Origin of the sequence: Pseudomonas sp. PAMC 29040, from assembly GCF_003994535.1 — a bacterium.
Classification (GTDB): domain Bacteria; phylum Pseudomonadota; class Gammaproteobacteria; order Pseudomonadales; family Pseudomonadaceae; genus Aquipseudomonas; species Aquipseudomonas paraversuta.
In genome coordinates this window covers 484,732-504,610 of the sequence record NZ_RZAA01000002.1, presented here as the reverse complement: position 1 = coordinate 504,610, position 19,879 = coordinate 484,732, and the positions used below count along the sequence as shown (strand labels likewise).

The following is a 19,879-nucleotide window of genomic DNA, read 5'->3' as shown; positions in this document are numbered from 1 at the left end:
AACATGTATCGCCGTTTCGCCTTAGTTGTCTTGAGCCTCGGGCTGGTGGCTTGCCAGAGCCCGAACCCTTATACCCCGAGTGCACTGCCAATGCCGCCCGCTCCGGCCCAGACAGCCAACACCCTGGACTTGAGCGCCTACCCTGCGCCGCCACGGGATTACGGGCGCTATCAAAGCTGGGCCTGGCTCAATGGCCGCCTGCCGGCCGGCACGGCCTGGGCTGACCCGGCACAAATCGCCGAGGCGGTGAATAACGCCCTCGACCAGCGCGGCTTGCGCCCTGCCCAGCCGGGTCGCCCGGCAGACTTGTGGGTGAGCGCTGATTTACATACAGAAAAACGTCTGCGTCAGGTGCAGGACGACTATGGTTATGGAGCCGGTTACGGCAACAGTTATGGCCGTTACGGCAATCAGTACGGGATGTACAACTCGTTCCCCGTGGTACGCACCTACGAAGTTGAAGTCATGGTGGTGCGACTCAATTTCTACGACGGCAAAACCGGTCAACCCGTATGGAGTTCAAGTGCAGAAACCAGCAGCAAAGGCAGCCTGAGCGAACGTAGTGACGCCCTGCGCGAATCACTGAAAAAGGCAGTGCAGGCTTACCCACCTCAGTAAGTTTGAATGTTGAAGCGGAGATATCATCATGCTACGTCGCATTGCACTATTGGGCCTGGCCCTGCTGCTCAGCGCCTGCGAGTCCATGCAGGTCACCAGCGACTACAACCCTTCTGTCGATTTTGCCAGGTTTCAGACCTGGGCCTGGAAAGACCCGGCGCTGCAATACCAGCCCAATAGCCTGATGCTAAAAAGCGACCTGACCGAGCAACGGATCATGCAGGCCGTGAGCAGTGGCCTCGACCAGCGTGGCCTGCGCCCTGTGACGGCGGGCAACAAGCCGGACCTGCTGGTGCAAACCTATCTGATCGTGGCCAACCGCCAGGAACAAATTGTCACCAACTACGGCTATGGCGGCCCATGGGGCGGACCTTGGGGCTATGCCGGTGGCCCGTGGGAAGGTTACTGGGGCGCACCGATGTACAACGAAACCCGTAATGTGGTTTATCAGGTGGGCACCCTGCAAATCGACTTGATCGATGCCAAAGACGGCAGACTGGTATGGCGTGGCAGCGCAGAAAAAATCGTCGACAACAGCCCGACCCCTGCCGAGCGCAGCGCTGCCATCCATGAAGCGGTGAATAAAATTCTCGGCAACTATCCGCCCAAGTAAGGTTTGAGGCGTATCATTAATAACTTGCTCGCGATGTATACAAGTAAGAATGGATTAATACTTTCGCGAGCAAGTTAGCTGCTACACGTTTTATCTCTTCAGATATCAATGACTTTTGCACAGTTGTTCACATCACTCATATAAAACTGGCAACTGGCCAGCGCTTCGTCGACTTTTTGGCTACACTCGGTAAACTTTGGAGAGTTAGCGCTGGACCATGTTCCAGTATCAGGAGTGCTCGATGTCTCCCCGTCTAAGTGGTATCCGTTTTTCTGGCCCCCGACAGCAGCGCGGCGCAATCGGCTTGATGGCCGTAGTCGTCCTCGGCATGGTGCTGATTTTCATGTTGTTGGTGGTCGACAGCGGACGGCTTTACCTGGAGCAACGCAAATTGCAACGGGTGGCGGACATGGCGGTGCTGGAGACAATCAGCCGGGGAGGCTCGTGCGTAACCGGTACCGCACTGACCTACGCCAAGGACAGTGCAACCCGCAACAGCTTTATACCCGGGGCTGTTCAGCAAGTAAGCACCACCTGCGGCACCCTGGTGACGGGAAGCGACAACCTGCGCACTTTCAAGGCAGACAACAGCCAAACCGAGGCCATCCGCGTTATCGCCACCACCACCGTCCCCACCAGTGTCGCCGGCGGGTTGTGGAGCATGTTTTCCACGGGCAAGTTTAATTTCGATACCCATTTAACTGCGAGTGCAGTGGGGGCTGCACCAAAGGGGTTACTGGCTCAACTTACGATTCGCAGCACTGCCGTTAACATTGACTCTGCAAAATCCCAGGTACTTAACGCACTATGGGGCGGGCTGCTGGGAGGCTCGCTCAATCTAAGCGCTGCGGGCTGGCAAGGTCTGGTCGACAGCAAGATCAACTTGCTGAGTTATCTGGATCAGTTAGCCATTGATTTAAACATCAATGCCGGCAGTTATACCGATGTCTTGAACACTAAAATACAACTCACAAAACTTATCGACACGGCCATTAAAGTGCTGACGCTTAATGGCAATACCACCAGTGTGGCCGTTGACGGGCTCCTCGGACTTAAAGCTGCGGTGGGCAGTATTCAGGTCAAACTGGCCGATATATTGAAACTGCAAACGGGTACAAGTGGCGCGGGGCTGGACACCAACTTGAATGTCTTCCAGTTAGTAGAGGCTTTTGTCCAGCTCGCCAACATCAATAATGGCGTAGTGGCTACCGTCCCGCTGAACGTTCCGGGCGTGATCAATGGCGTGGTGAAATTAAAAGTCATCGAGCCACCTCAGCTTTCAGCCATTGGTGATCCGGCAAAGGCCAAGGCCAACCCTACCGATCCTGCGTCCCGGATCTACGTGCGTACTGCACAACTGCGGGCGGGGGTAAGCATCAGCCTGCCAGTGCTCGATACCCCGGCAGTCGCGTACGTTCTCAATAACCTGGTCGGCCCCCTGACCAATACGCTGAACAGTTTACTAAGCCTCAATCTGGCTGCCACCCTTGAGTCGGTCCTGTGCCTGGTGATACTTCCTTGCAAGCAAACCGACCTCAAAGTACTTCCTGCCTCCAAGATCGACATTATCCTTGAGCTCGCCAGCGCCAACTCCTATGTCACTGATTACTCATGCCCCAGTACGACCACAAAAAGCCTGACTGTCGCGAACAATGCAGCCCTGGTAAAGGTCAAGTTCGGAAGTATTGACATGACCAATGCCTTCTCTTCAACCGGCGATGTCACCATCAAGCCATTGCCCATCGTTGATATTGGTTCCGTCACCTGCTCGGGGCTGGTTCTATTCAAAGTATGCGACCCTAAAACCCGGGTACCTTTTTATGGTGGCGGGATTGGTCTAATGGTAGACACCAGTATTGGCAGCCTTACCGCTCCCTACCAGACCCATACTTACAATCAACCACCCGAAGTAAAACAGGAGCCGCTTTTTTTCACCGTAGAAGCAAAAGATCTGGTGGGCACGCTTAAAACCACGCTGCAAGGTATAAAGCTGGCGGTCTATAAACCCACAGGCACCAGCGCCCTGGGCAATCTGCTCGTGGGTATCGGCAATATATTGAACGGTTTAATTACGGCCATCAGTAATATCATCGGTACTTTGCTTAGCCCGATTGTCGACCCGCTTTTAAACAACATCCTTAATGTGCTGGGGATAACCATCGACAAGGTCGACATTGGCGCCAACCTCTCCTGCGGCCAGGGCGGACGCGCCCAACTGGTGCTCTGACCCGCAACACCTGTAGCCGCTACGGGAAACAAAGATGCGATGGGCAACCAAGCCCATCACATCTTCTGTCACACCTCGTCAGCGGCGGCTGGCCTCTAGCCTTCTGACACCGGCAACTCTACGCAAAACCGGGCCCCGGTTGCGCTGTTGCTCACGCTCAACCGCCCGCCCATGTTGTCGATAATGCCGTAGCTCACCGACAAGCCCAGGCCAGTGCCAATGCCGACGGGCTTGGTGGTAAAGAACGGTTCGAAGATGCGCTCCAGCAAACGCGGGTCGATACCGTCGCCGTTATCCTGGACCCAAAGGCGTACATGGCTGCTGTCTGCTTCGGCGCTCAGGGTTATCAGGGGCTGGAAGTCGTGGTCCGTCTCGCGTTTGCTCAACAAGGCGTCACGCCCATTGACCAGCAGGTTGATCAGCACTTGCTCCAGCTGATCAGCGTGGCCGCGCACCTGCACGCTACACACCAGCTCTTCAGTGCGAACTTCGACCCCTTTGCTACGCAGGCCTTCGCCCAGCAGGGCCAAAGTGCCTTCCAGTGCCTGCACCGGGTTGAATACTTGCTGCTCGATTTCGGAGCGCCGGCCGAATACCCGCATATGGTCCACCACCCGCGCAGCACGCTGGATTTGCGAATCGATGCGGGTGAGTTTTTCCGTCAGGTAATCAATCTGCACATCGCCGTTACCCAGGCGCTTGAGCACGTTGACGATCGCCATGCGCATCACATTCAGCGGCTGGTTGATCTCATGGGCCAGGCCGGTGGCCATTTCGCCGAGGGTGGCCATCTTCGCGCCATGGGTCAGTTGCTGTTGCGAGCGCCGTACTTCGGTGTTGTCGCGACCTACCGCCTGGATTTCGAGCAACTGGCCCTGGGCATCGAACACCCCGCGATCCGACCAGACCCACCACGCGTGTTCACGCCCGGGCAGTTGCAGGCTGATTTCAGCCGTGCTGACCGGAAACTCCGGGCTCAAGCTGGCAATCCGCCGGGCAAACAACTGACGCTGCTCCGATGAGAGCCAATCCCCCAGGCTGATCCCCGGCAATTGCTCCGGGGTGCATTCCAGATAAGTGGCCAGTGGCCGGTTGCCGAAAGTCAGGGTCAGGTCCGGCAAGTAGCGGCAAATCATCGCCGGGGAATCTTCGACCAGTATCCGGTAACGCTCCTCGCTGTGCTTGACCCGATCGGCCGCTTCGGTGGTCTCGGTGATATCCAGCCATAAACCCACCGCCTCGACGGGCAGCCCCAGGTCATCGCGTAATAGTTTGGCCTCATCCAGCAACCAGTGATACTCGCCACTGCGGTCGCGCAGGCGATAGCGGCTGCGGCTGCTGCCTTGGCGCAGCAGCTGGCGGGTACGTTCAAAATACTGCTCGCGGTCGTCGGGGTGAATCTTCTCGATCAAGGCGCCGCCTGCGCAGTCGTCCAGACTCCAGCCCAGCAAAGGCTGCAAGCTGTCGCTGAAGAAAGCGGGGAGCAAGGCGCCTTCGTCGTAGCGCTGTACGTAAATCACCGCGGGCGAGCTGGCAATCAGGTTGTCCAGTCGCGCATGGGCGGCAGCGGCTTGCAGTTGCTGGTTTTTAATGTCGCTGATATCGAGCATGTAACCCACTATGCGCCGACCTGCGCCAGCCCCCAGCACCTGGCCCTGTATCCGGTACCACCGCGCAGGCTGCCCGCCCTGGGGTTGATGCACCCGCGCGCACAACAGCAATGCTTTGCCGTGCTCCAGCAGCGCATTGAAACCGCTGCTGATTTCATCCCGGTCCGCTGGGTGAAACAGCGCCAGCCACGCCTCGCGGGTCAATGCCGCAGGCTCCAGCTCGGGCAACAGACTGGCGCTCAATTGTGCTGCCAGCTGAATCTGCCGGGAAGGCTGCAACCACTCCCACCAGCCCGTACCCAGCAGCTCTTGCAGCGCGACCATGCGCTCCTGTTGCGCAGTGTGCTGCTGATCGCGCAGACGGTCCTGCAAAGGCCCGGCCATCGCCGCACACACCAGCAACCAGTCGCTGTCACTCATCAACCGGCGCTGCTGCGCCGCCGGGTAAAAACCCAGCAGCAACCAAACAGACTGCCCGCGTTGATCACGGTATGGCACCAACAAACCGTCGGCATTGCCAAACAGGCTGTTGAGCAAAGGGGTACGGCTCCTCTCAAGATCCGCATTTATGTGCCGGGGCGCTGTTGCGTCAAGATCATCGAGAACCTCGCCAACGGTCTGCCCGGACGTCCACAACAGCGGCGCATCAAAAGCGTGATAAGCACTGTAAAGACGCCAGCCGAGGGCGGTATCACTGCGCACGGCCAGCGCCACGCAGGGCACACGCCACTGCTGGGCCACACACCGCAGGGCTTCATGGATCACTTCAGGCAGGCGGGCAGCGCTGCACTGGCGCAGCTGCTGAGTGATGCTGAGGGCCAGTTGCATGCATTGTTCGCGGCTGCCGGCTTGCTGACTGTGGCGCCGTAAATCGCTGATATCCAGCAACTGCAACAGCCAGTGATCGCCCTGGGGCTGCACCCAGCCCCGGGTGTTCAGCACGTTCAGGCCCGGCCCTTGAAAGTCCAGATCAAGGCTGTGCCCGGTCCAGTCTGCCGGCACACCTTCAAGGGCCTGAGTGCTGCCCGGCACCAGATAGTCCAGCAACAGACGCGGCGTTCCTTCACCTGTAGCCAGCCCCAGGCCAAAGCGCTGCAGACCATGGGCGTCAATCACCCGCCCCTGCGGATCGAGCACCAGCTGTATGCCAGCATCGGTTCGCCACTGCAGGCCAGGGGATTCGGGCGCCTGCTCGCCGAAGCCGCCGAGCAGGCGCCCGAAGAATCGTTCACCGTGAATCAAAATTTCATACTCGATGTCACCGTCAAGGAGCTCGGCAGATCAGGTACGGTAATAGTTCCAAATTTAAGTACCGGCATGATGCTGCGCAACGCAACGGACGGCAGACTGACAGTCGCAGTCAGTACCCCTTTGGTGGCGTCATAAGTTGCAGTTTTGACCAGGCTTGTAGCCACGGTTTTAGGGACCCAGCTCAGTTTGTCGTTCAGCACGCTGGTGGCCAATGCCTCAACTGTGGATTTATAAGTCGCCGCCGTCAGCGAAGGATCGACCGCCACACTGCGGCGCACCGCCTCGGCGGTGGCGTTATTGAATGACTGCATCAGCAACAACGGCAAGCTGTAACTTAGTACGCCATAAAGCACCGCAAAAAAAACAACAAATACCAGCGCGAACTCAATGGCAGCGGCGCCTTTTTGTTTTTTAGGAAGGCCTGTTTTCATGACTGCGTCCACCCTGTCAATCTAAAGTAATATCATCATAGAATCATTGGTAAAAAGGGATGTTAATTACGTGATCCATTTATCCGTTGTGTTTGTTTGGTTCTTCGCCTGCGCCACCCAAGACCTTATCCAGCGCCAGATTGCCAATATCCTGACCTTTGGGGGTGCGGCGCTGGCGTTGTTGTATCTGCTCTGGACGGGTAGCACCTGGCTTGGCGCCAGCGCCGGTGAAGGCGGCTGGGCGCTATTGATCGCTTTGTTACTGACACTTCCCGGCTATGCCCTGAACAAGCTGGGCGCCGGTGATGTAAAGCTGCTGATTGCCCTGGCACTGGCAACCGACCGTCTGACAATTTTAGGTACCGTGATCGGCGCCAGTTTATGTACTGCCCTGTGGTGGCTGCTAGCGTCAAAAATTCTGCCTGTTGTGAATCAACGATTTAAGTCAGACGCCAATAACGACAAAACCGCACTGTCAAAAAAACTTCCGTACGCACCCTTCTTGTTAGGTGGTTTCACCCTGACAGTGATGTTACTGCCATCGTCAGTTTGAGGGATTAACACCTTGTACATAGTCGTAAAGTAGGTCTACGTTTAAACCAGACACCTCAAGCGGGTGCCCAAGATGTCGCTGCAAGATGTCCATGATTGGTTTACCAGGATGGAGAACCGTGTGAAAACACCAACGTTCAAAATAAAAATACTCGTCGTCGATGATGAACCATTAATTGTCGAAGAGCTATGCGAGTTCCTGGAAAGCAGCGGCTATGGTTGCGTACCTTGCCAATCCAGTCGTGATGCCATAAGTGCTTTCACCGCCGACTCGAATATCAACCTGGTGCTGTGCGACTTGCACATGCCCGACATGGATGGAATCGAACTCACTCAACACTTGCAAAAAGTTGCCGGAAAACAGCGCGCCTTTGAAAGCATTTTATTGACTGGTCGTTCAGATAAAAAAGACGTGATCAAAGCGCTGCGTATTGGCATCGCCGATTACTATCAAAAGCCCGTCGATCTAAGTGAGTTACTTGAAGGTATTCAGCGTCAGGAAGAAATTCTTCGCGAACAGCACAAGAGTTACCAGTTGGGGCATCTGAACCAGAAGTTGCAATATCTGGCCGAGTCCATCGACGACCTCTATCAAGATATGGCAGCAGCTCGCCGCCCCTCCCAAATAACGTCTCCATCTTCGGGCGACAGTTCCGGGGTTCAGATCCCCTCCATTTTCAAACAACTGTCGCCACGCCAACTGGACGTTGCCAAGCTGGTGAGCAAAGGCCAGACCAACTACCAGATCGCCTGTGATCTGGGCATTACCGAAAACACCGTAAAACTCTACGTGTCGCAAGTGCTGCGCCTGACCCACATGAACAACCGCACCCAGCTGGCCCTTGCCCTGTCCCCCAACTCCTCCGGCCAACACCATCGGCAGATGGTTGACGGCTGATCAGTTATCCAGGCTATGCCCCCCTGTCCCGCACTGGATGGAACAGGGGCCTGAACCACATTGATCAATCCGACTTGCCGCTACCGCCTTCATCCTGTTTGTAATACTCAGGAATAGGGTGGGTGTAGCTGTCCAGCCAGCGTTGCAGGCTGAGCTCGCGCTCTTGCGGGGTGGCTGTCTGGGGGATCGGTGACTGGGCCCGGCCACTGACCTGAAGCTGCAGCCAGTTTTCGGTGTCCTGCTGGGCTCTGGACACAGGTCCCGGCCCGATGGCAAAGGCGCCAAGCGGCAGCACGGCCAACAACACACCGACTCGAATATAAAGACTCATGGCACACCTCCAACGCATTATTTGATCGCAGCCACTTGATTGCTGGCTGTCTTGGCTTGGGTTTTCAGGGCTTGCGCCCTGGCCTGGGCATCACCCACTTGCGCAGGGGTCAATTCGGCACGGTTCGCAAGTTCTGCGGCCTGGTTCCACTGATCCTGATAAATCAGCAAGGTCACCAGGTTCAGCGCCGCCAGCGAATCCGTCTGCTTGAGCTCCAGAGCAGTCAAAAACTCAAAGCGCGCTTCGTCTAGGCGCAGTTGATTGAGATACACCACCCCCAGATCGTTACGCACCTTGTCATCGGTCGGTGCCATGCGTGCCGCACGCTCCAGATAAGTGGTCGCCAGCGCGTTATCACCCCGCCCTGCTGCCAGCTGACCCAGGCCATGCTCACCTTCGGCGGCCAGACAGGAGCCCAGCAGCCCGCGATACAAAGGCTCGGCTTCACTGCGACCCAGTTGCCGGTAGATTCTGGCCTTGCGCAGTTGCACCTGGGCGTAACGCTCCGGCAGACCTTGCAGATTGGCCAGGCTGGCGTGCAGCTTGCCCTCCTTGGCCATGTCGTCGGCCAGGCTCATCGACAGTTCCTGATCATCACTCAACTTGGCGCAACTGCTGCCGGTCAGACTCGACCACGGCGAATTACCCTGCCCCCCTGTCGCACAACCGCCCAACATCAGCAGCGCACACGCGGCAATGACAGCTTTCATACTCATACTCCTGATCAAGAGGTAAAGGCCCTTGCGATAGCCATCAAACTCGGCCCGGCCAATACAATCATCAGCGCCGGAAACAGAAACACCATCATGACCACCGACATCTTGGCCGACATTTTCGAGATGTATTCCTCCAGACTCGTCATGCGCCGGTCATCGAGCAGCTCTTTAAGCGCCTGCAACGATTTCATCGCGCCGCCGCCCTGTTGAATCAATTGCTGCAGGATCACGCAGGTGTCGTTGAATTCGTCCACATCCAGCAAGGCTGCGGTTTTGTTGAGCTCCTGGCTCAACTCCAGGCCCGAGTCCACCCTGGCCAGCATCACCCGCAACTCTGCAGTAAGCACCGGCAGCAATTGCCGCCCCTCCAGGCTCAACACCCGCAGCGCCTGCTCGACTGCCATGCCGGATTCAAACAGGATGCGCAGTAACGGAATGAAGGTTGAAACCTCCACCGCCACTTCTTGCTGCCGCTTTTTCGCCACGTAGGCCAACATTCGCTTGGGAATCAGATACCCCAGGGCAAGCGCAAACAGCAGTACAAGCATCAGATTTCCCGAACCGGGAAAGAACAATTCATGCCCCAGAAAGATCAGCCCGGCAAAGGCAACCGGAGTACCGATCTGGAACGCGGCAAACAATGACCGCTGGCTGGCGGTGCGCCAGCCCACGCGGTTGAGCAGGACCTGGGTTTCGCTGTCCATCGAAACCGAGCGCTGGCCAAACTTGCTGCTGCCCACTGCCCGCATCCACAGGCTGAGTTTGCCGGGACCGGTCCTGTCACCCTCCAGACGCTGCATCACCCGCTGCTGGCTCAGCCGCTCCTGGATCACATGGTTAATTACCAGCCCCAGAGCGCCGATCAATAAAATCAAACAAATCAGCAAGGCCATGTCATACGCTCCGCACCATGCGCCACAGTCCCAGGCTACCGATAGCCTGCATTGCAAAGGCGGTGAGCAGCATGTGCTGACCGCTCGGATCCTGCCACACCTTGGTCAGGTAACTGGGGTTGGTGATCATGAAATAGCCCCCCACCAACAGTGGCAACACCGCCAGAACCACTGCCGTGATGCGGGTTTCACCGGTCAGGGCCTTGAGTTTACGGGCACCTTGTTCACGCTCACGAATCAGCACAATCAGGTTTTCCAGCAACTCACTGGCGCTGCCGCCGTAGCGATGGTTGACCTTCAATCCGAGGGCAAACATGCGAAATTCATTGCGTTCATACAGCTCGGCAAAATCCTCCACCGCATCGGGCAGACTCACCCCCAGGTGCACGTTGCGCGCCACCCGGCTGATGGCGCTTTTAAGCGGATCATTCGACGCCTCAATCGCGTGCAGCACCGCATCGGACAAGGTGCGGCCCGCCTTCAGGCTGCGCACACAGTGATCAAGTAACTGCGGCAATTGTTCGACCATGCGCCGCACCCGACGGTGGTATCGCCAGCTGACATAGAGTTTTAAAAGCAACGGCGGCAGCAGCAGCAACAGGAGGAAAAACCCCCAGCCGCCCATCAGCCCGGCCAACACTGCGACAGCGCCCCATATCGCCAACCACAACCCCAGACGTTCCGAAGGACGGCCCATACCGGCCTGCAAAAAGGCCCGGTCCAGCCATGCCACACTCAGAGGTGTTTCCAGCGGTCGCGGCTGGCCCTCACCCAAGCGGTCCAGCACCCTGTTGGTTGCCGGGTCTCGCAATGCGCGGTAGACCAGCGTCAATGACATCACGAACATCAAAAAGCTGATCAGAAAAAGTATCAAGGCCGGGATCATGGGCGCGCCTCAGCCGTTTGCATTCAAAATGGGGTCACGACGCAATTTGTCACCTGCCGGGTTCAAGGCTTCGCGCATAAAGCCAAAACCGGTGCGTTTATCCAGCCGGAACAGGGTGTTGGTGACATAAACATCGTCACGTACCCCGACCACTTCCAGTACCTCACTGACGCAGCGCCGGCCATCCGGCATGCGGGTCAGTTGAATGATCACGTCCAGCGCGGCACAGATCATCTGACGCAAGGTTTTTTCCGCCACCGTACGCCCAGTGAGACCCACCAGGGTTTCCAGGCGCAGCAACGCATCTTGTGCGGTGTTGGCGTGCACAGTACTCATGGAACCGTCGTGACCGGTGTTCATCGCGGTCAGTACGTCGAGCACTTCAACACCCCGAATTTCGCCAAGGATGATGCGGTCCGGGCGCATCCGCAGGGCGTTGCGGATCAGGTCGCTGGATTTGACTTCACCGTGGCCTTCAGCATTTGGCGGCCGGGTTTCAAGACGCACCACATGGGGATGGCCGAGCTGCAACTCCGCCACGTCTTCGATGGTGACCAGACGTTCGTGGGGGTTGATCAACTGGCTCAGAATATTGAGCAGCGTGGTTTTACCGGTGCCGGTACCGCCGCTGATCAAGATGTTGCAGCGCTTGCCTACCGCTTCCTGGAAAAACTCGTAGATCGGCTGATCAATGGTCTGCATCGCCACCAGGTCGCTGCTTTTGAGCATGTCCTTGCGAAATTTCCGGATCGACAGGCAAGGGCCGTCCAAAGCAATGGGCGGAATGATGGCGTTGACCCGGCTGCCGTCAGGCATGCGCGCATCGACCATCGGCGAGGACTCGTCAAGGCGCCGGCCCAGCGGCGCCAGAATGCGCTGCATCACCCGCTCGACGTGATGATCGTCGATAAAGCGCAGATCACTTTGACTGAGCAACCCCTCGCGTTCGACAAACACCCGGTGCGGTCCGTTGACCAGAATCTCGGTCACCGCCGGGTCACGCAGCAGCACTTCCAGGGGACCGAAACCGGTCAGTTCGTCGACGATTTCTTCAGCCAGGCGTTCCATCTCGTAACGGGAAATGGCCAGATGCAGGCGCAACACGTATTCAGCGACCCGCTCGGTGACAAACTGCGACAGGACCTGGCGTGAATCTTCCAGCAGGTTCTTCCCGGTCTCCTCGATGGCATCAATGATATAGCGATGCAGTACCAGCTTCAGACCGTCATGGTCCGCACGCCCGTCCTTGTACAGGCCCGAGCCGAACAACTGTTCCCCGGTCATTTCGGCCCCCACAGGCGGTTGAGCCAACTAGCGGATTTGGCCGGTGACTTGCCCGGCAGTTGCGAACGCCTGGCCAGCCGCTCACCGAGTTTTTGCAGACCCTGGCTCAGGGCTTCCCGCGGGCCCAGCTCAAACAGAGTGATGCCCTGGTTTTTCGCATTGATCCGTAATTCGGGACTCGCCGGTAATGTGGCCAGTACTGGCAAGCCAAAGCTTTTGGCCAGTGCATCGGCATCGGGAGCCACGCCACGCATATAGCGGTCGACCAGTAACCCCGCATGTTCAAGCTTCATGCCCTTGGTGCGCCAGACACCCAGTACCTCCAGGTTACGCCGGCAATCGAGTACGTTTTGATCGGTGTAAAACAGCAACTTGTCGCAATGGCTGACAAAGGTGCGCAGTGCTTCGCTGTCAGGCTGGCCCGTCAGATTGACCACGATATGCTGGAAGTGCTGCCGCAAGGCGCTGAGCAACATATACAACTCGGCGGCGCTGGTCTGCTCCAGAGGCTCGTCGTTGTCGCTGTGCACCAGGATTCGCAAGCCTTCCGGGGTTTTGGTAAATGCACTGTCGATCAAGGTGCTGTCCAGGCGGCGTAGATGACGCAGGGCATCCCCAAAGAAAAACGAGCTCTCAAGGCTCAACTGCGTCAGGCCATCGCCACGGGGCACCCCAAGATCGAGGAACAGGGTTTTTTGATCATGCTTTTGCACCACCAACCCCAGGTGGCAGGCGAGCAATGCACCGTCGGCATTGCATTGGGCACTGAACAGTACGGTCAGCCCCCCAAGCTCCGTGTTCGGAGTGACTGGCGGCAAGCGCTTGCTCAAGCGCCGTACCAGCCCGGCCACTTCACTGGAGCGCGAACCGTAGGCAACAAAGTCCCGCGCCCCGGCACGCATGGCATTGAGCACCAACTGGTTATCCATGCCATCGCCCAGGGCAACCACGGCCAGCATCGGCTTGGCTTCCAGCAGGCCCTCGATCAAGGCGCACTGAGACACGACTTTCTCGCGGTCCAGTCCTACAAAAACCAGGCCGGCGAAAGTGACATCAATCAATGCCAGCAACTCATCGAGACTGCTGGTGCCTGCGCCCACGACCTGGCCAAGTGGCGCCAGGGCGCCCTGCAGCCATTCAAGATCGGTATTGCTGCGCGTCAGCGCGAGAAAGGTCTGGCTCAGGCTTTGGCTCATTGTGACAACCCGCTACGGGTATTGAATTTACCGTTCTCAAGGAAATACAGGCGGTACCAGTTAGGGTCGTAGTTACGCAGCTTTTCGCCGGGCATGGCTGGCAATTGCGCATTCACGGCAAGCGGCTGGACCAGATGCGGGGTCACAATCATCAACAGTTCTTTTTCTTCACTGCTGGTGTTGGAGTCGCGGAAAAATGCACCCAGGATGGGGATATCCCCCAGCCCCGGGAATTTGTTCACTTGGGCACTGTTACGCGAACTGATCAGGCCGCTGATCACAAAGCTCTCGCCATCGGCCAGGGAAATACTGGTGTCGGTGCGGCGAACGTTAAGACCCGGTACTAATGTGCCGGCGATATTCACCGCATTGGTGTAGTCCAACTCACTCACTTCGGGTGCGACTTTGAGCATGATGCGGTCACGTCCGACCACGGTCGGGGTCAACGTCAGGCGGATACCGAATTCCTTGTACTCAATCGACACGTTGTCGCTGCCGCTGCTCGGGACCGGGATAGGCACTTCGCCACCCGCGAGGAAGGTTGCACTCTGACCGCTTAACGCCACCAGGCTCGGACGCGCCAGGGTGTAGGCAAAACCGCTGCCCTCCAGCGCGTTAATCATCGCCTTGACCCGGCCACCGCCGAAGCCGATGTTGAAATACTTGCCGTTAGCCACCGGGCCGCCGGTAATGATGTTTTCCGCACTGGAGATAAACGAACCGGGCGAGCCAAACAAAAAGTCTTTACCCATGCCAAAGATCTGGGTGCTGGCTTCCTGCATTTTGGTGCGATTGACTTCGACAAAGCGAATATCGGTCTGTACCTGGCTGGGCAGGGTCGGATCTGCCGAAGGCGGCAACGAAGCGCTGGTATAGCCGGTGGCGGCTTTGCCCTTGACGAACACCATGCTCTGACGCGGCGCCTTGGAGCAGGCGGTCCAGACCATCAGGCTGGTGGTTCCCGGCGCAACACCGGTGAGCAAAAAGGCGTTGCTGCCATTGGCGAGCACATCAGCCACGGCCGGGTCACCTACCGCAATACGGGTAATACTGACCGGCGAGTCCAGCGCTTGCTGGGCCCCCTGGGCCACTTCCAGTACCGAGGGTAACTGGCCGAGTGCAGCGCAATTATTTGAAGCAGCCAGTGCCATTTCAAATGGCAGGCTGCTTAAGATCAGCGTCCAGAAAGCTCGTTTGTACAGCGGAACGCAACGGTATCTCATGCTGGGCTTCCCTTGCAGATCATATTTTTATTGAGCGGGCCGTTGGGTGTTCTGACTGCCGCGAATGATTTCAATACCGCGCTCGCGCTGGGCCACGGGGTTACCTGCAACAGGTGCTCGCACCGGGCTGGCCATGGCTAACTGGTTAAACCGGTACAGGCTGCGCTTGGCGTTCTCAATATTGCTGGGCGACTCCTGCTGCCCTGCCCAGTACTTGCTCAAGCGCTTTTCCTCGGCGCTGCGTACGGCCAGACGCAAGGTGCCTGCCTGAGTGGCAAGCATCAGTTGATTGATCAAGGGTTCTGGAACCGCCAGCACCGCGGTGCGCGCAGTGGCACGGCGTTGCGCTTGCTTGAGGGCTTCTTCGGCATTCAGCGGTGGACTGGCCAGTTGGCCATCGTTGGTCAGGCCCAACTCATCGCCCACGCTCAACACCCGTACGGCTGGCAGGACGATTTGCGCGGACTGTTGCGGATTGGCGGTGTCCTCACGCAAAAAAAGCAGGATATCGACGTAATCACCCGGGGTTAACTGCCCTCCCGCGCCGGTCACTTCATCAATGGCCACGGCCAGTGCACGCTCATCAGGGCGAATCATGCGAGCCAGGGGCCCGCCCACTTCAAAACTCTGCTTGCTCAACCAGGTGCCCGCAGCAAGCGCTCGCCACGGGGTAAGGCCCACAGCCTGATCGATAGACGTCAGGCTGCCAACGGGCGCAGTCTGAAGTTTTTCCAGGGTCAGATCTTCGGCCGTCAAGGCCACATGGGGGGGAACATCACGGGCTAACACCACCACTGGCTGGCGGGTTGTATCCTCAACTGCGGCAACCTTCTGCTCGACCAGCTGGGTCACCGGCACTTCGGCAACCGGCTGCTGACGAGTCAATACCAGCCCCCAATAACCGGCCGCGATGGCACCGATAAACAAAATGGCCGCCAATACCAGACTGCGTCGATTGTTCATTAATAAACTCCCTTTACAACTGCACACCGCAGGTCAAAAATAAATCATTCGCAATCAGGCAGCCGAACCCAATAACGCTGTTTGAACCATTTCGCTATTTGAACGTAGCGCAGGCAAAGCAAAATGCCATTACCGGCTTTAAAAATCTCTATTTAATTGCGAATAGTTTGATTTACCACACATTTTCAGCGCTCTCATTTGGATTAATACTTTATGATTAGTGCTTTTTTACAGTTGCTTGAAAGTTATTTATTGCCAATGCTGTACTGGCAGATGGAAATCACGCAACTTTGAAGTTAAGCGGTGCCCGATCGGTGCACTAAGGAGATATCAGATGTTTTTAAATACTGTTCTGAAAGTGTACGTGCCGACCCAACTTTTCGTGGCGCGCCAGGTCAAATTATTTGCCCAACGCACCGAGGGCGCTTCAGGTATTGAATACGCACTTATCGCGGGCATGGTCGCCGTGGCAATCATCACCTTCGTCACGCCTATCAAAACGGCAGTGACATCGATCTTCCAGGCTATCTCTACTGAACTGACTTCTGTCGCCGGCTAAAGAGTGTGAGTCTTTCTTCTTCCCGCCAACAGCTTCTCCTAGTGGATGACGAAGAAGATGCACTGCTGGAGTTGACCGAACTGCTAGAGGGCGAGGGCTTTTGTTGCTATACCGCAACATCAGTCAAACTCGCCCTTTTGCAGTTGACCCGACATCCGGACATTGCGCTGGTCATCACCGACCTGCGCATGCCGGAAGAGAGCGGTATTGAACTGATCAAACGTCTGCGTGAACACACTTCGCGCCAGCACTTACCGGTGATTGTCATTTCCGGACATGCCGACATGGACGACGTAAGCGACCTGTTACGTTTGCAGGTACTGGATCTGTTCCGTAAACCCATCTACCACGTGCGCCTGCTCGACACCCTCGACAACCTCTTCCCGAAGCTCTAGCCGGCTGCGGCCTGCTGTGGCTCCTTGCCCAAAAATCTGTGGTTGTCTGATTGGCCACGGTTTGTGTATGTCACTCATACTCTTTGCAGCACAGACAATGCAGCTCACTCTAGTGAGCTGCATTGCCCACTGGTCAGCGGGCATTTAATGTCCATGCACCTGGAACGCCTGGATTCGAAAGCGCTCTGCTCTGATGTCAGAGATACATTTCATTGATCCAGACATCACAACCCCACAGGATTTCATAAACAATCTGTCACTTGGTATTAACGCCTTATATAACAAACTCCACAAAACCAAACACAGGCATGAAAACAAATAAGATATATAAAATAAAAAGCCCCGCGAACAGGGTTTCTCACTAAAGTTATTACACTATTTAATATACTTTAGCTTCTTCCAGGCATTCTCCCGAATCTTGTAACCTCGGGCGTTTTGCATAAACAGCCCCGCCGCCCCTCGTATTTCCCCCATAGCCGCAGCCCTTGTTGCTCGCATCACTGCACCACGCTGAACTCAACGCGCGCGGTTTGTCCGCTTTGGTCAAGCACGCTCAGCTCATAACGGCCCACGTGTTCAAGTGTGGTGTTGAGCGCCGCCTGATGCTCGCTGTCCCCCAAGGGTGCGCCATTGAGGAACCACCAGCGCCGACCGTCGCCACCCAGGGCAGAAACGCTGAGCCGCAGCGCAGCCTGACTTGCTGCTGGACGTCGCAGCCGGTCGCCATCGCGAACCCCTGCAATCGACAGCTCTGTCACCGAGCTCAAGGGCGGCGGCGGGCATTGCGTCGAGGCCATCGGCAGCCGTGCTTCACGCCGCTCAATGCGGGGCAACCAAGGCTCAAGCGGTGCTGGCCAGAGCGCCACTTCGCGCATCTGCGCGGTGCTGCATTGCGGGCCGACCCGCAAGCCCCGGGCATCGACCCAGATTTTCTCCCGCAACCCCACGCCCAACGGCTGATCGGCGGCGAGCAACGTCGGCGGCGTGGTGTGATCCAGGGTCCAGGCAAAGCGCTGACGCCGGCAATCGGGGTCCCTTTTGCTCAATGGCTGGCCCTGCGGCCAGCAAATAGCGGCCACTGCGACTGTATCCGGCACCGGCTCCACGGGGGTAACAATGCCGCGCTGGCTGTCGCGATTGCTCAGCACATCGTGGACTTGCAACATCAATGGCGCCGCCGACGCCAGGCCAAACTGTCCGGGCACCGGCGTGCCATCCGGACGCCCGACCCATACCCCGATCAAGTAACGCGGCCCGACCCCAATGGCCAGCGCATCACGAAAGCCATAGCTGGTGCCGGTCTTCCAGGCCAGCGACGGACGCTGTACCAGTTCGGCATGGGGGTCGCGATCCGGTCGCGCTTGCCCGCTGAGAATGCGCCGGATGATCCACGCCGAGCCGGGGGACAGCATGCGCCGCTCGCGCAGTTCATCCTGGGGCTGCAACCGCAGACGGGCGCTTTTGCCGCCACGGGCCAGTGCGCTATAGCCGCTCACCAGGTCCTCCAGACGGCTCCCGGCGCCGCCCAGAATCAGCGCCAGACTGGGCTCGGCCAACGCCGGCAGGCTCAGCGGCACGCCGCCGTTGCGCATGTCTGCGGCAAAGCGTTTGGGCCCATAGGCCTCAAGCAACTGCACCGCCGGCAGGTTCAGCGACAGGGCTAACGCCGAGCTGGCCGATACCGGGCCACTGAACCCCATGGAAAAGTTGCCCGGCCGGTAATCGCCATAACGCCGGGGTACATCCTGCAACAGAGACTCGGAGTGAATCAGCCCGGCGTCCATCGCCATGCCGTACAGGAACGGCTTGAGCGTGGAGCCTGGCGAGCGCATGGCGCTGATCATGTCGACATGGCCAAAGCGTCGCGCATCGTTGATATCGACCGAGCCCAGATAGGCCCGCACGGCCATGTTGCCGGTTTCGACAACCACAATGGCGGCCGAGGTGTGCTCGGGCAAACGGGCGCGCCAGCCCAGGAGCAAGTCTTCAAGGCGACGCTGCAAACTGGCGTCAATGGTGGTACGAATCAGCGGCGGGCTATGGGGCCGGTTTAGCCGTCGTGCCAGCAGCGGGGCCAGACTCGGTTCCAGCCGCGGGGCCAACAACAGAGGTTCTTCAAGCGCCTCGTTGACCGCCGACTGTGGCCACACCTGATACTCGGCCAGACGCCGCAGTACCTTGTCCCGCGCCACTTGCGCCCGCCCCGGGTGACGGTCGGGACGCAGCCGGCTGGGCGCCTGGGGCAGCACCGCCAGCAGCGCCGCCTCGGAGCGCGTTAGCTGCTGCGGCGATTTGCCAAGGTAAGCCCAACTGGCCGCGGCCACCCCTTGCAGCGTGCCGCCGAAGGGCGCGCGGTTGAGGTACAGATTGAGGATCTGATCCTTGGACAGATGCCATTCCAGCTGTGCCGTGCGCCACAACTGCCGATACTTGCCAAGCAAGGTGCGCTCATGGGGATCGAGCAGGCGTGCCACTTGCATCGACAGAGTGCTGCCCCCCGACAACACCCGGCCACCGCTGAGGTTTTGCCAGACGGCGCGGCCCAGCGCCAGCGGATTGACCCCCGGATGCTGATAAAACCAGCGGTCTTCGTAGGTCAGCAACGCCTCGAGGTAATACGCCGACACCTCCCCCGTCTGCACCGGGTAACGCCACACCCCATCGGCGTCGGCAAAACGCCACAGGGGCGTGCCGTCTTCGGCCAGCACCACACGGGCCAGGCCATCTTCAGGCAAGGGCAACGGCCAGATCCGGTCTGCCAGCCACAGCAACGCGCACACCAGCACCACGCTGGCGATGCTCCAGCCCAGTATTTTTCCAGTTCTAGAACCCACTAACATTCACTCGCTACGCAACTTTGCATCATGACTGGTTGCCCAATGGGTATCTCTGGCACAGTTGCCATCTTATTGATCGGGACATACCCATGCACGTCGAAAGCTTTGTTGGAAACCTGGGCCTGTGGCTAGGTACTTTTGTCCGTTTTATCGTAGAGAGCCTGAACGGCCTGTTCACTGCCATCACCCAGGCTGGCAGTAACTTCATCGACGGCATGGCTCGCGCGCTGGGCATGGACACATCGATCGTGAGCATTGCCGTGCTGGTGATCGGCCTGCTGTTTTTGTACAGCGCCGTACGCGCGTTCATGCGTGCCTCGATCATTGCCGGGGTGATCTGGTTACTGCTGGGGTTGTGGGTGCTGAGCTGGATTATCAGCTAAGTACCCAACCCTT

The 19,879-nt window shown here is 57.9% G+C and carries 19 protein-coding genes; 8 read left to right on the top strand and 11 right to left on the bottom strand.

Annotated elements, in window-relative coordinates; genetic code table 11:
• The first annotated feature begins 3 nt into the window (after nt 1-3).
• From WG29040_RS05200 to WG29040_RS05190, 3 genes are all read left to right on the top strand, one after another.
• On the top strand, nt 4-618 hold the full coding sequence (locus WG29040_RS05200; protein WP_003439287.1) for a DUF4136 domain-containing protein: 615 nt from the start codon (nt 4-6) through the stop codon (nt 616-618).
• Nucleotides 619-646: 28 nt separating this feature from the next.
• A complete protein-coding gene (locus WG29040_RS05195; protein WP_003439285.1) occupies nt 647-1,231 on the top strand; it encodes a DUF4136 domain-containing protein in 585 nt (194 codons plus the stop codon).
• A gap of 241 nt (nt 1,232-1,472) precedes the next feature.
• The gene (locus WG29040_RS05190; protein ID WP_127195769.1) at nt 1,473-3,458 is read left to right on the top strand and encodes a pilus assembly protein TadG-related protein; all 1,986 of its coding nucleotides are present in this window, start codon (nt 1,473-1,475) and stop codon (nt 3,456-3,458) included.
• A gap of 95 nt (nt 3,459-3,553) precedes the next feature.
• On the opposite strand, the gene WG29040_RS05185 is transcribed toward WG29040_RS05190, so the two are convergent.
• Together WG29040_RS05185 and WG29040_RS05180 are read right to left on the bottom strand one after the other, a co-directional pair.
• Nucleotides 3,554-6,310 (bottom strand): ATP-binding protein, encoded by a 2,757-nt coding sequence (locus tag WG29040_RS05185; protein WP_127195759.1) that lies wholly within the window; start codon nt 6,308-6,310, stop codon nt 3,554-3,556.
• The gene (locus WG29040_RS05180; protein ID WP_010656221.1) at nt 6,307-6,750 is read right to left on the bottom strand and encodes a TadE/TadG family type IV pilus assembly protein; all 444 of its coding nucleotides are present in this window, start codon (nt 6,748-6,750) and stop codon (nt 6,307-6,309) included. Before WG29040_RS05180 ends, WG29040_RS05185 begins: the two co-directional genes overlap by 4 nt.
• 70 nt (nt 6,751-6,820) lie before the next feature.
• On the opposite strand from WG29040_RS05180, the gene WG29040_RS05175 reads away from it, so the two are divergent.
• Both WG29040_RS05175 and WG29040_RS05170 read left to right on the top strand, forming a co-directional pair.
• Entirely contained in the window at nt 6,821-7,303 is a 483-nt protein-coding gene (locus tag WG29040_RS05175) for a prepilin peptidase (RefSeq protein ID WP_127195758.1), read from the top strand.
• A 108-nt stretch (nt 7,304-7,411) separates the two neighbouring features.
• Nucleotides 7,412-8,200, top strand: coding sequence for a response regulator transcription factor (locus tag WG29040_RS05170; protein WP_003439273.1), 789 nt, complete (start codon nt 7,412-7,414; stop codon nt 8,198-8,200).
• Nucleotides 8,201-8,264: 64 nt separating this feature from the next.
• Here WG29040_RS05170 and WG29040_RS05165 read toward each other — a convergent pair whose 3' ends face one another.
• The 8 genes from WG29040_RS05165 to cpaB are packed head-to-tail and all read right to left on the bottom strand — an operon-like array spanning nt 8,265 to nt 15,692.
• On the bottom strand, nt 8,265-8,531 hold the full coding sequence (locus WG29040_RS05165) for a DUF3613 domain-containing protein (protein WP_003439272.1): 267 nt from the start codon (nt 8,529-8,531) through the stop codon (nt 8,265-8,267).
• A 17-nt stretch (nt 8,532-8,548) separates the two neighbouring features.
• Nucleotides 8,549-9,241 carry a tetratricopeptide repeat protein gene (locus WG29040_RS05160; RefSeq protein WP_127195757.1) on the bottom strand — a complete coding sequence of 231 codons (693 nt, stop codon included), beginning with the start codon at nt 9,239-9,241 and terminating at the stop codon, nt 8,549-8,551.
• Nucleotides 9,242-9,255: 14 nt separating this feature from the next.
• On the bottom strand, nt 9,256-10,140 hold the full coding sequence (locus WG29040_RS05155) for a type II secretion system F family protein (RefSeq protein ID WP_003439262.1): 885 nt from the start codon (nt 10,138-10,140) through the stop codon (nt 9,256-9,258).
• 1 nt (nt 10,141) lies between these two features.
• Nucleotides 10,142-11,026, bottom strand: a complete 885-nt coding sequence (locus WG29040_RS05150; protein ID WP_127195756.1) for a type II secretion system F family protein — start codon at nt 11,024-11,026, stop codon at nt 10,142-10,144.
• 9 nt (nt 11,027-11,035) lie between these two features.
• A complete protein-coding gene (locus WG29040_RS05145) occupies nt 11,036-12,310 on the bottom strand; it encodes a CpaF family protein (RefSeq protein ID WP_003439258.1) in 1,275 nt (424 codons plus the stop codon).
• Nucleotides 12,307-13,506, bottom strand: coding sequence for a pilus assembly protein CpaE (locus tag WG29040_RS05140; RefSeq protein ID WP_003439255.1), 1,200 nt, complete (start codon nt 13,504-13,506; stop codon nt 12,307-12,309). The genes WG29040_RS05145 and WG29040_RS05140 overlap by 4 nt, the downstream gene beginning before the upstream one ends.
• Entirely contained in the window at nt 13,503-14,729 is a 1,227-nt protein-coding gene (locus WG29040_RS05135; RefSeq protein ID WP_003439253.1) for a type II and III secretion system protein family protein, read from the bottom strand. Before WG29040_RS05135 ends, WG29040_RS05140 begins: the two co-directional genes overlap by 4 nt.
• Before the next feature lie 27 nt (nt 14,730-14,756).
• Nucleotides 14,757-15,692, bottom strand: coding sequence for a Flp pilus assembly protein CpaB (gene cpaB, locus WG29040_RS05130; RefSeq protein ID WP_010656224.1), 936 nt, complete (start codon nt 15,690-15,692; stop codon nt 14,757-14,759).
• A 334-nt stretch (nt 15,693-16,026) separates the two neighbouring features.
• On the opposite strand from cpaB, the gene WG29040_RS05125 reads away from it, so the two are divergent.
• Nucleotides 16,027-16,251: a Flp family type IVb pilin gene (locus WG29040_RS05125; protein WP_003439249.1), complete on the top strand. Its 225-nt coding sequence runs from the start codon at nt 16,027-16,029 to the stop codon at nt 16,249-16,251.
• 5 nt (nt 16,252-16,256) lie between these two features.
• Complete coding sequence (locus WG29040_RS05120) at nt 16,257-16,646, top strand: response regulator (protein ID WP_177412923.1); 390 nt, start codon at nt 16,257-16,259, stop codon at nt 16,644-16,646.
• A gap of 497 nt (nt 16,647-17,143) precedes the next feature.
• Here WG29040_RS05120 and pbpC read toward each other — a convergent pair whose 3' ends face one another.
• On the bottom strand, nt 17,144-19,486 hold the full coding sequence (pbpC, locus tag WG29040_RS05115) for a peptidoglycan glycosyltransferase PbpC (protein ID WP_127195755.1): 2,343 nt from the start codon (nt 19,484-19,486) through the stop codon (nt 17,144-17,146).
• An 86-nt stretch (nt 19,487-19,572) separates the two neighbouring features.
• On the opposite strand from pbpC, the gene WG29040_RS05110 reads away from it, so the two are divergent.
• Nucleotides 19,573-19,866, top strand: a complete 294-nt coding sequence (locus WG29040_RS05110; RefSeq protein WP_003439243.1) for a hypothetical protein — start codon at nt 19,573-19,575, stop codon at nt 19,864-19,866.
• Nucleotides 19,867-19,879 lie beyond the last annotated feature (13 nt).

Coding starts and splice junctions, on each gene's coding strand:
- WG29040_RS05200 (WP_003439287.1), top strand. CDS start 4: ATGTATCGCCGTTTCGCCTTAGTTGTCTTGAGCCTCGGGCTGGTGGCT.
- WG29040_RS05195 (WP_003439285.1), top strand. CDS start 647: ATGCTACGTCGCATTGCACTATTGGGCCTGGCCCTGCTGCTCAGCGCC.
- WG29040_RS05190 (WP_127195769.1), top strand. CDS start 1,473: ATGTCTCCCCGTCTAAGTGGTATCCGTTTTTCTGGCCCCCGACAGCAG.
- WG29040_RS05180 (WP_010656221.1), bottom strand. CDS start 6,750: ATGAAAACAGGCCTTCCTAAAAAACAAAAAGGCGCCGCTGCCATTGAG.
- WG29040_RS05170 (WP_003439273.1), top strand. CDS start 7,412: ATGGAGAACCGTGTGAAAACACCAACGTTCAAAATAAAAATACTCGTC.
- WG29040_RS05165 (WP_003439272.1), bottom strand. CDS start 8,531: ATGAGTCTTTATATTCGAGTCGGTGTGTTGTTGGCCGTGCTGCCGCTT.
- WG29040_RS05160 (WP_127195757.1), bottom strand. CDS start 9,241: ATGAAAGCTGTCATTGCCGCGTGTGCGCTGCTGATGTTGGGCGGTTGT.
- WG29040_RS05155 (WP_003439262.1), bottom strand. CDS start 10,140: ATGGCCTTGCTGATTTGTTTGATTTTATTGATCGGCGCTCTGGGGCTG.
- WG29040_RS05150 (WP_127195756.1), bottom strand. CDS start 11,026: ATGATCCCGGCCTTGATACTTTTTCTGATCAGCTTTTTGATGTTCGTG.
- WG29040_RS05145 (WP_003439258.1), bottom strand. CDS start 12,310: ATGACCGGGGAACAGTTGTTCGGCTCGGGCCTGTACAAGGACGGGCGT.
- WG29040_RS05140 (WP_003439255.1), bottom strand. CDS start 13,506: ATGAGCCAAAGCCTGAGCCAGACCTTTCTCGCGCTGACGCGCAGCAAT.
- WG29040_RS05135 (WP_003439253.1), bottom strand. CDS start 14,729: ATGAGATACCGTTGCGTTCCGCTGTACAAACGAGCTTTCTGGACGCTG.
- cpaB (WP_010656224.1), bottom strand. CDS start 15,692: ATGAACAATCGACGCAGTCTGGTATTGGCGGCCATTTTGTTTATCGGT.
- WG29040_RS05125 (WP_003439249.1), top strand. CDS start 16,027: ATGTTTTTAAATACTGTTCTGAAAGTGTACGTGCCGACCCAACTTTTC.
- pbpC (WP_127195755.1), bottom strand. CDS start 19,486: ATGTTAGTGGGTTCTAGAACTGGAAAAATACTGGGCTGGAGCATCGCC.
- WG29040_RS05110 (WP_003439243.1), top strand. CDS start 19,573: ATGCACGTCGAAAGCTTTGTTGGAAACCTGGGCCTGTGGCTAGGTACT.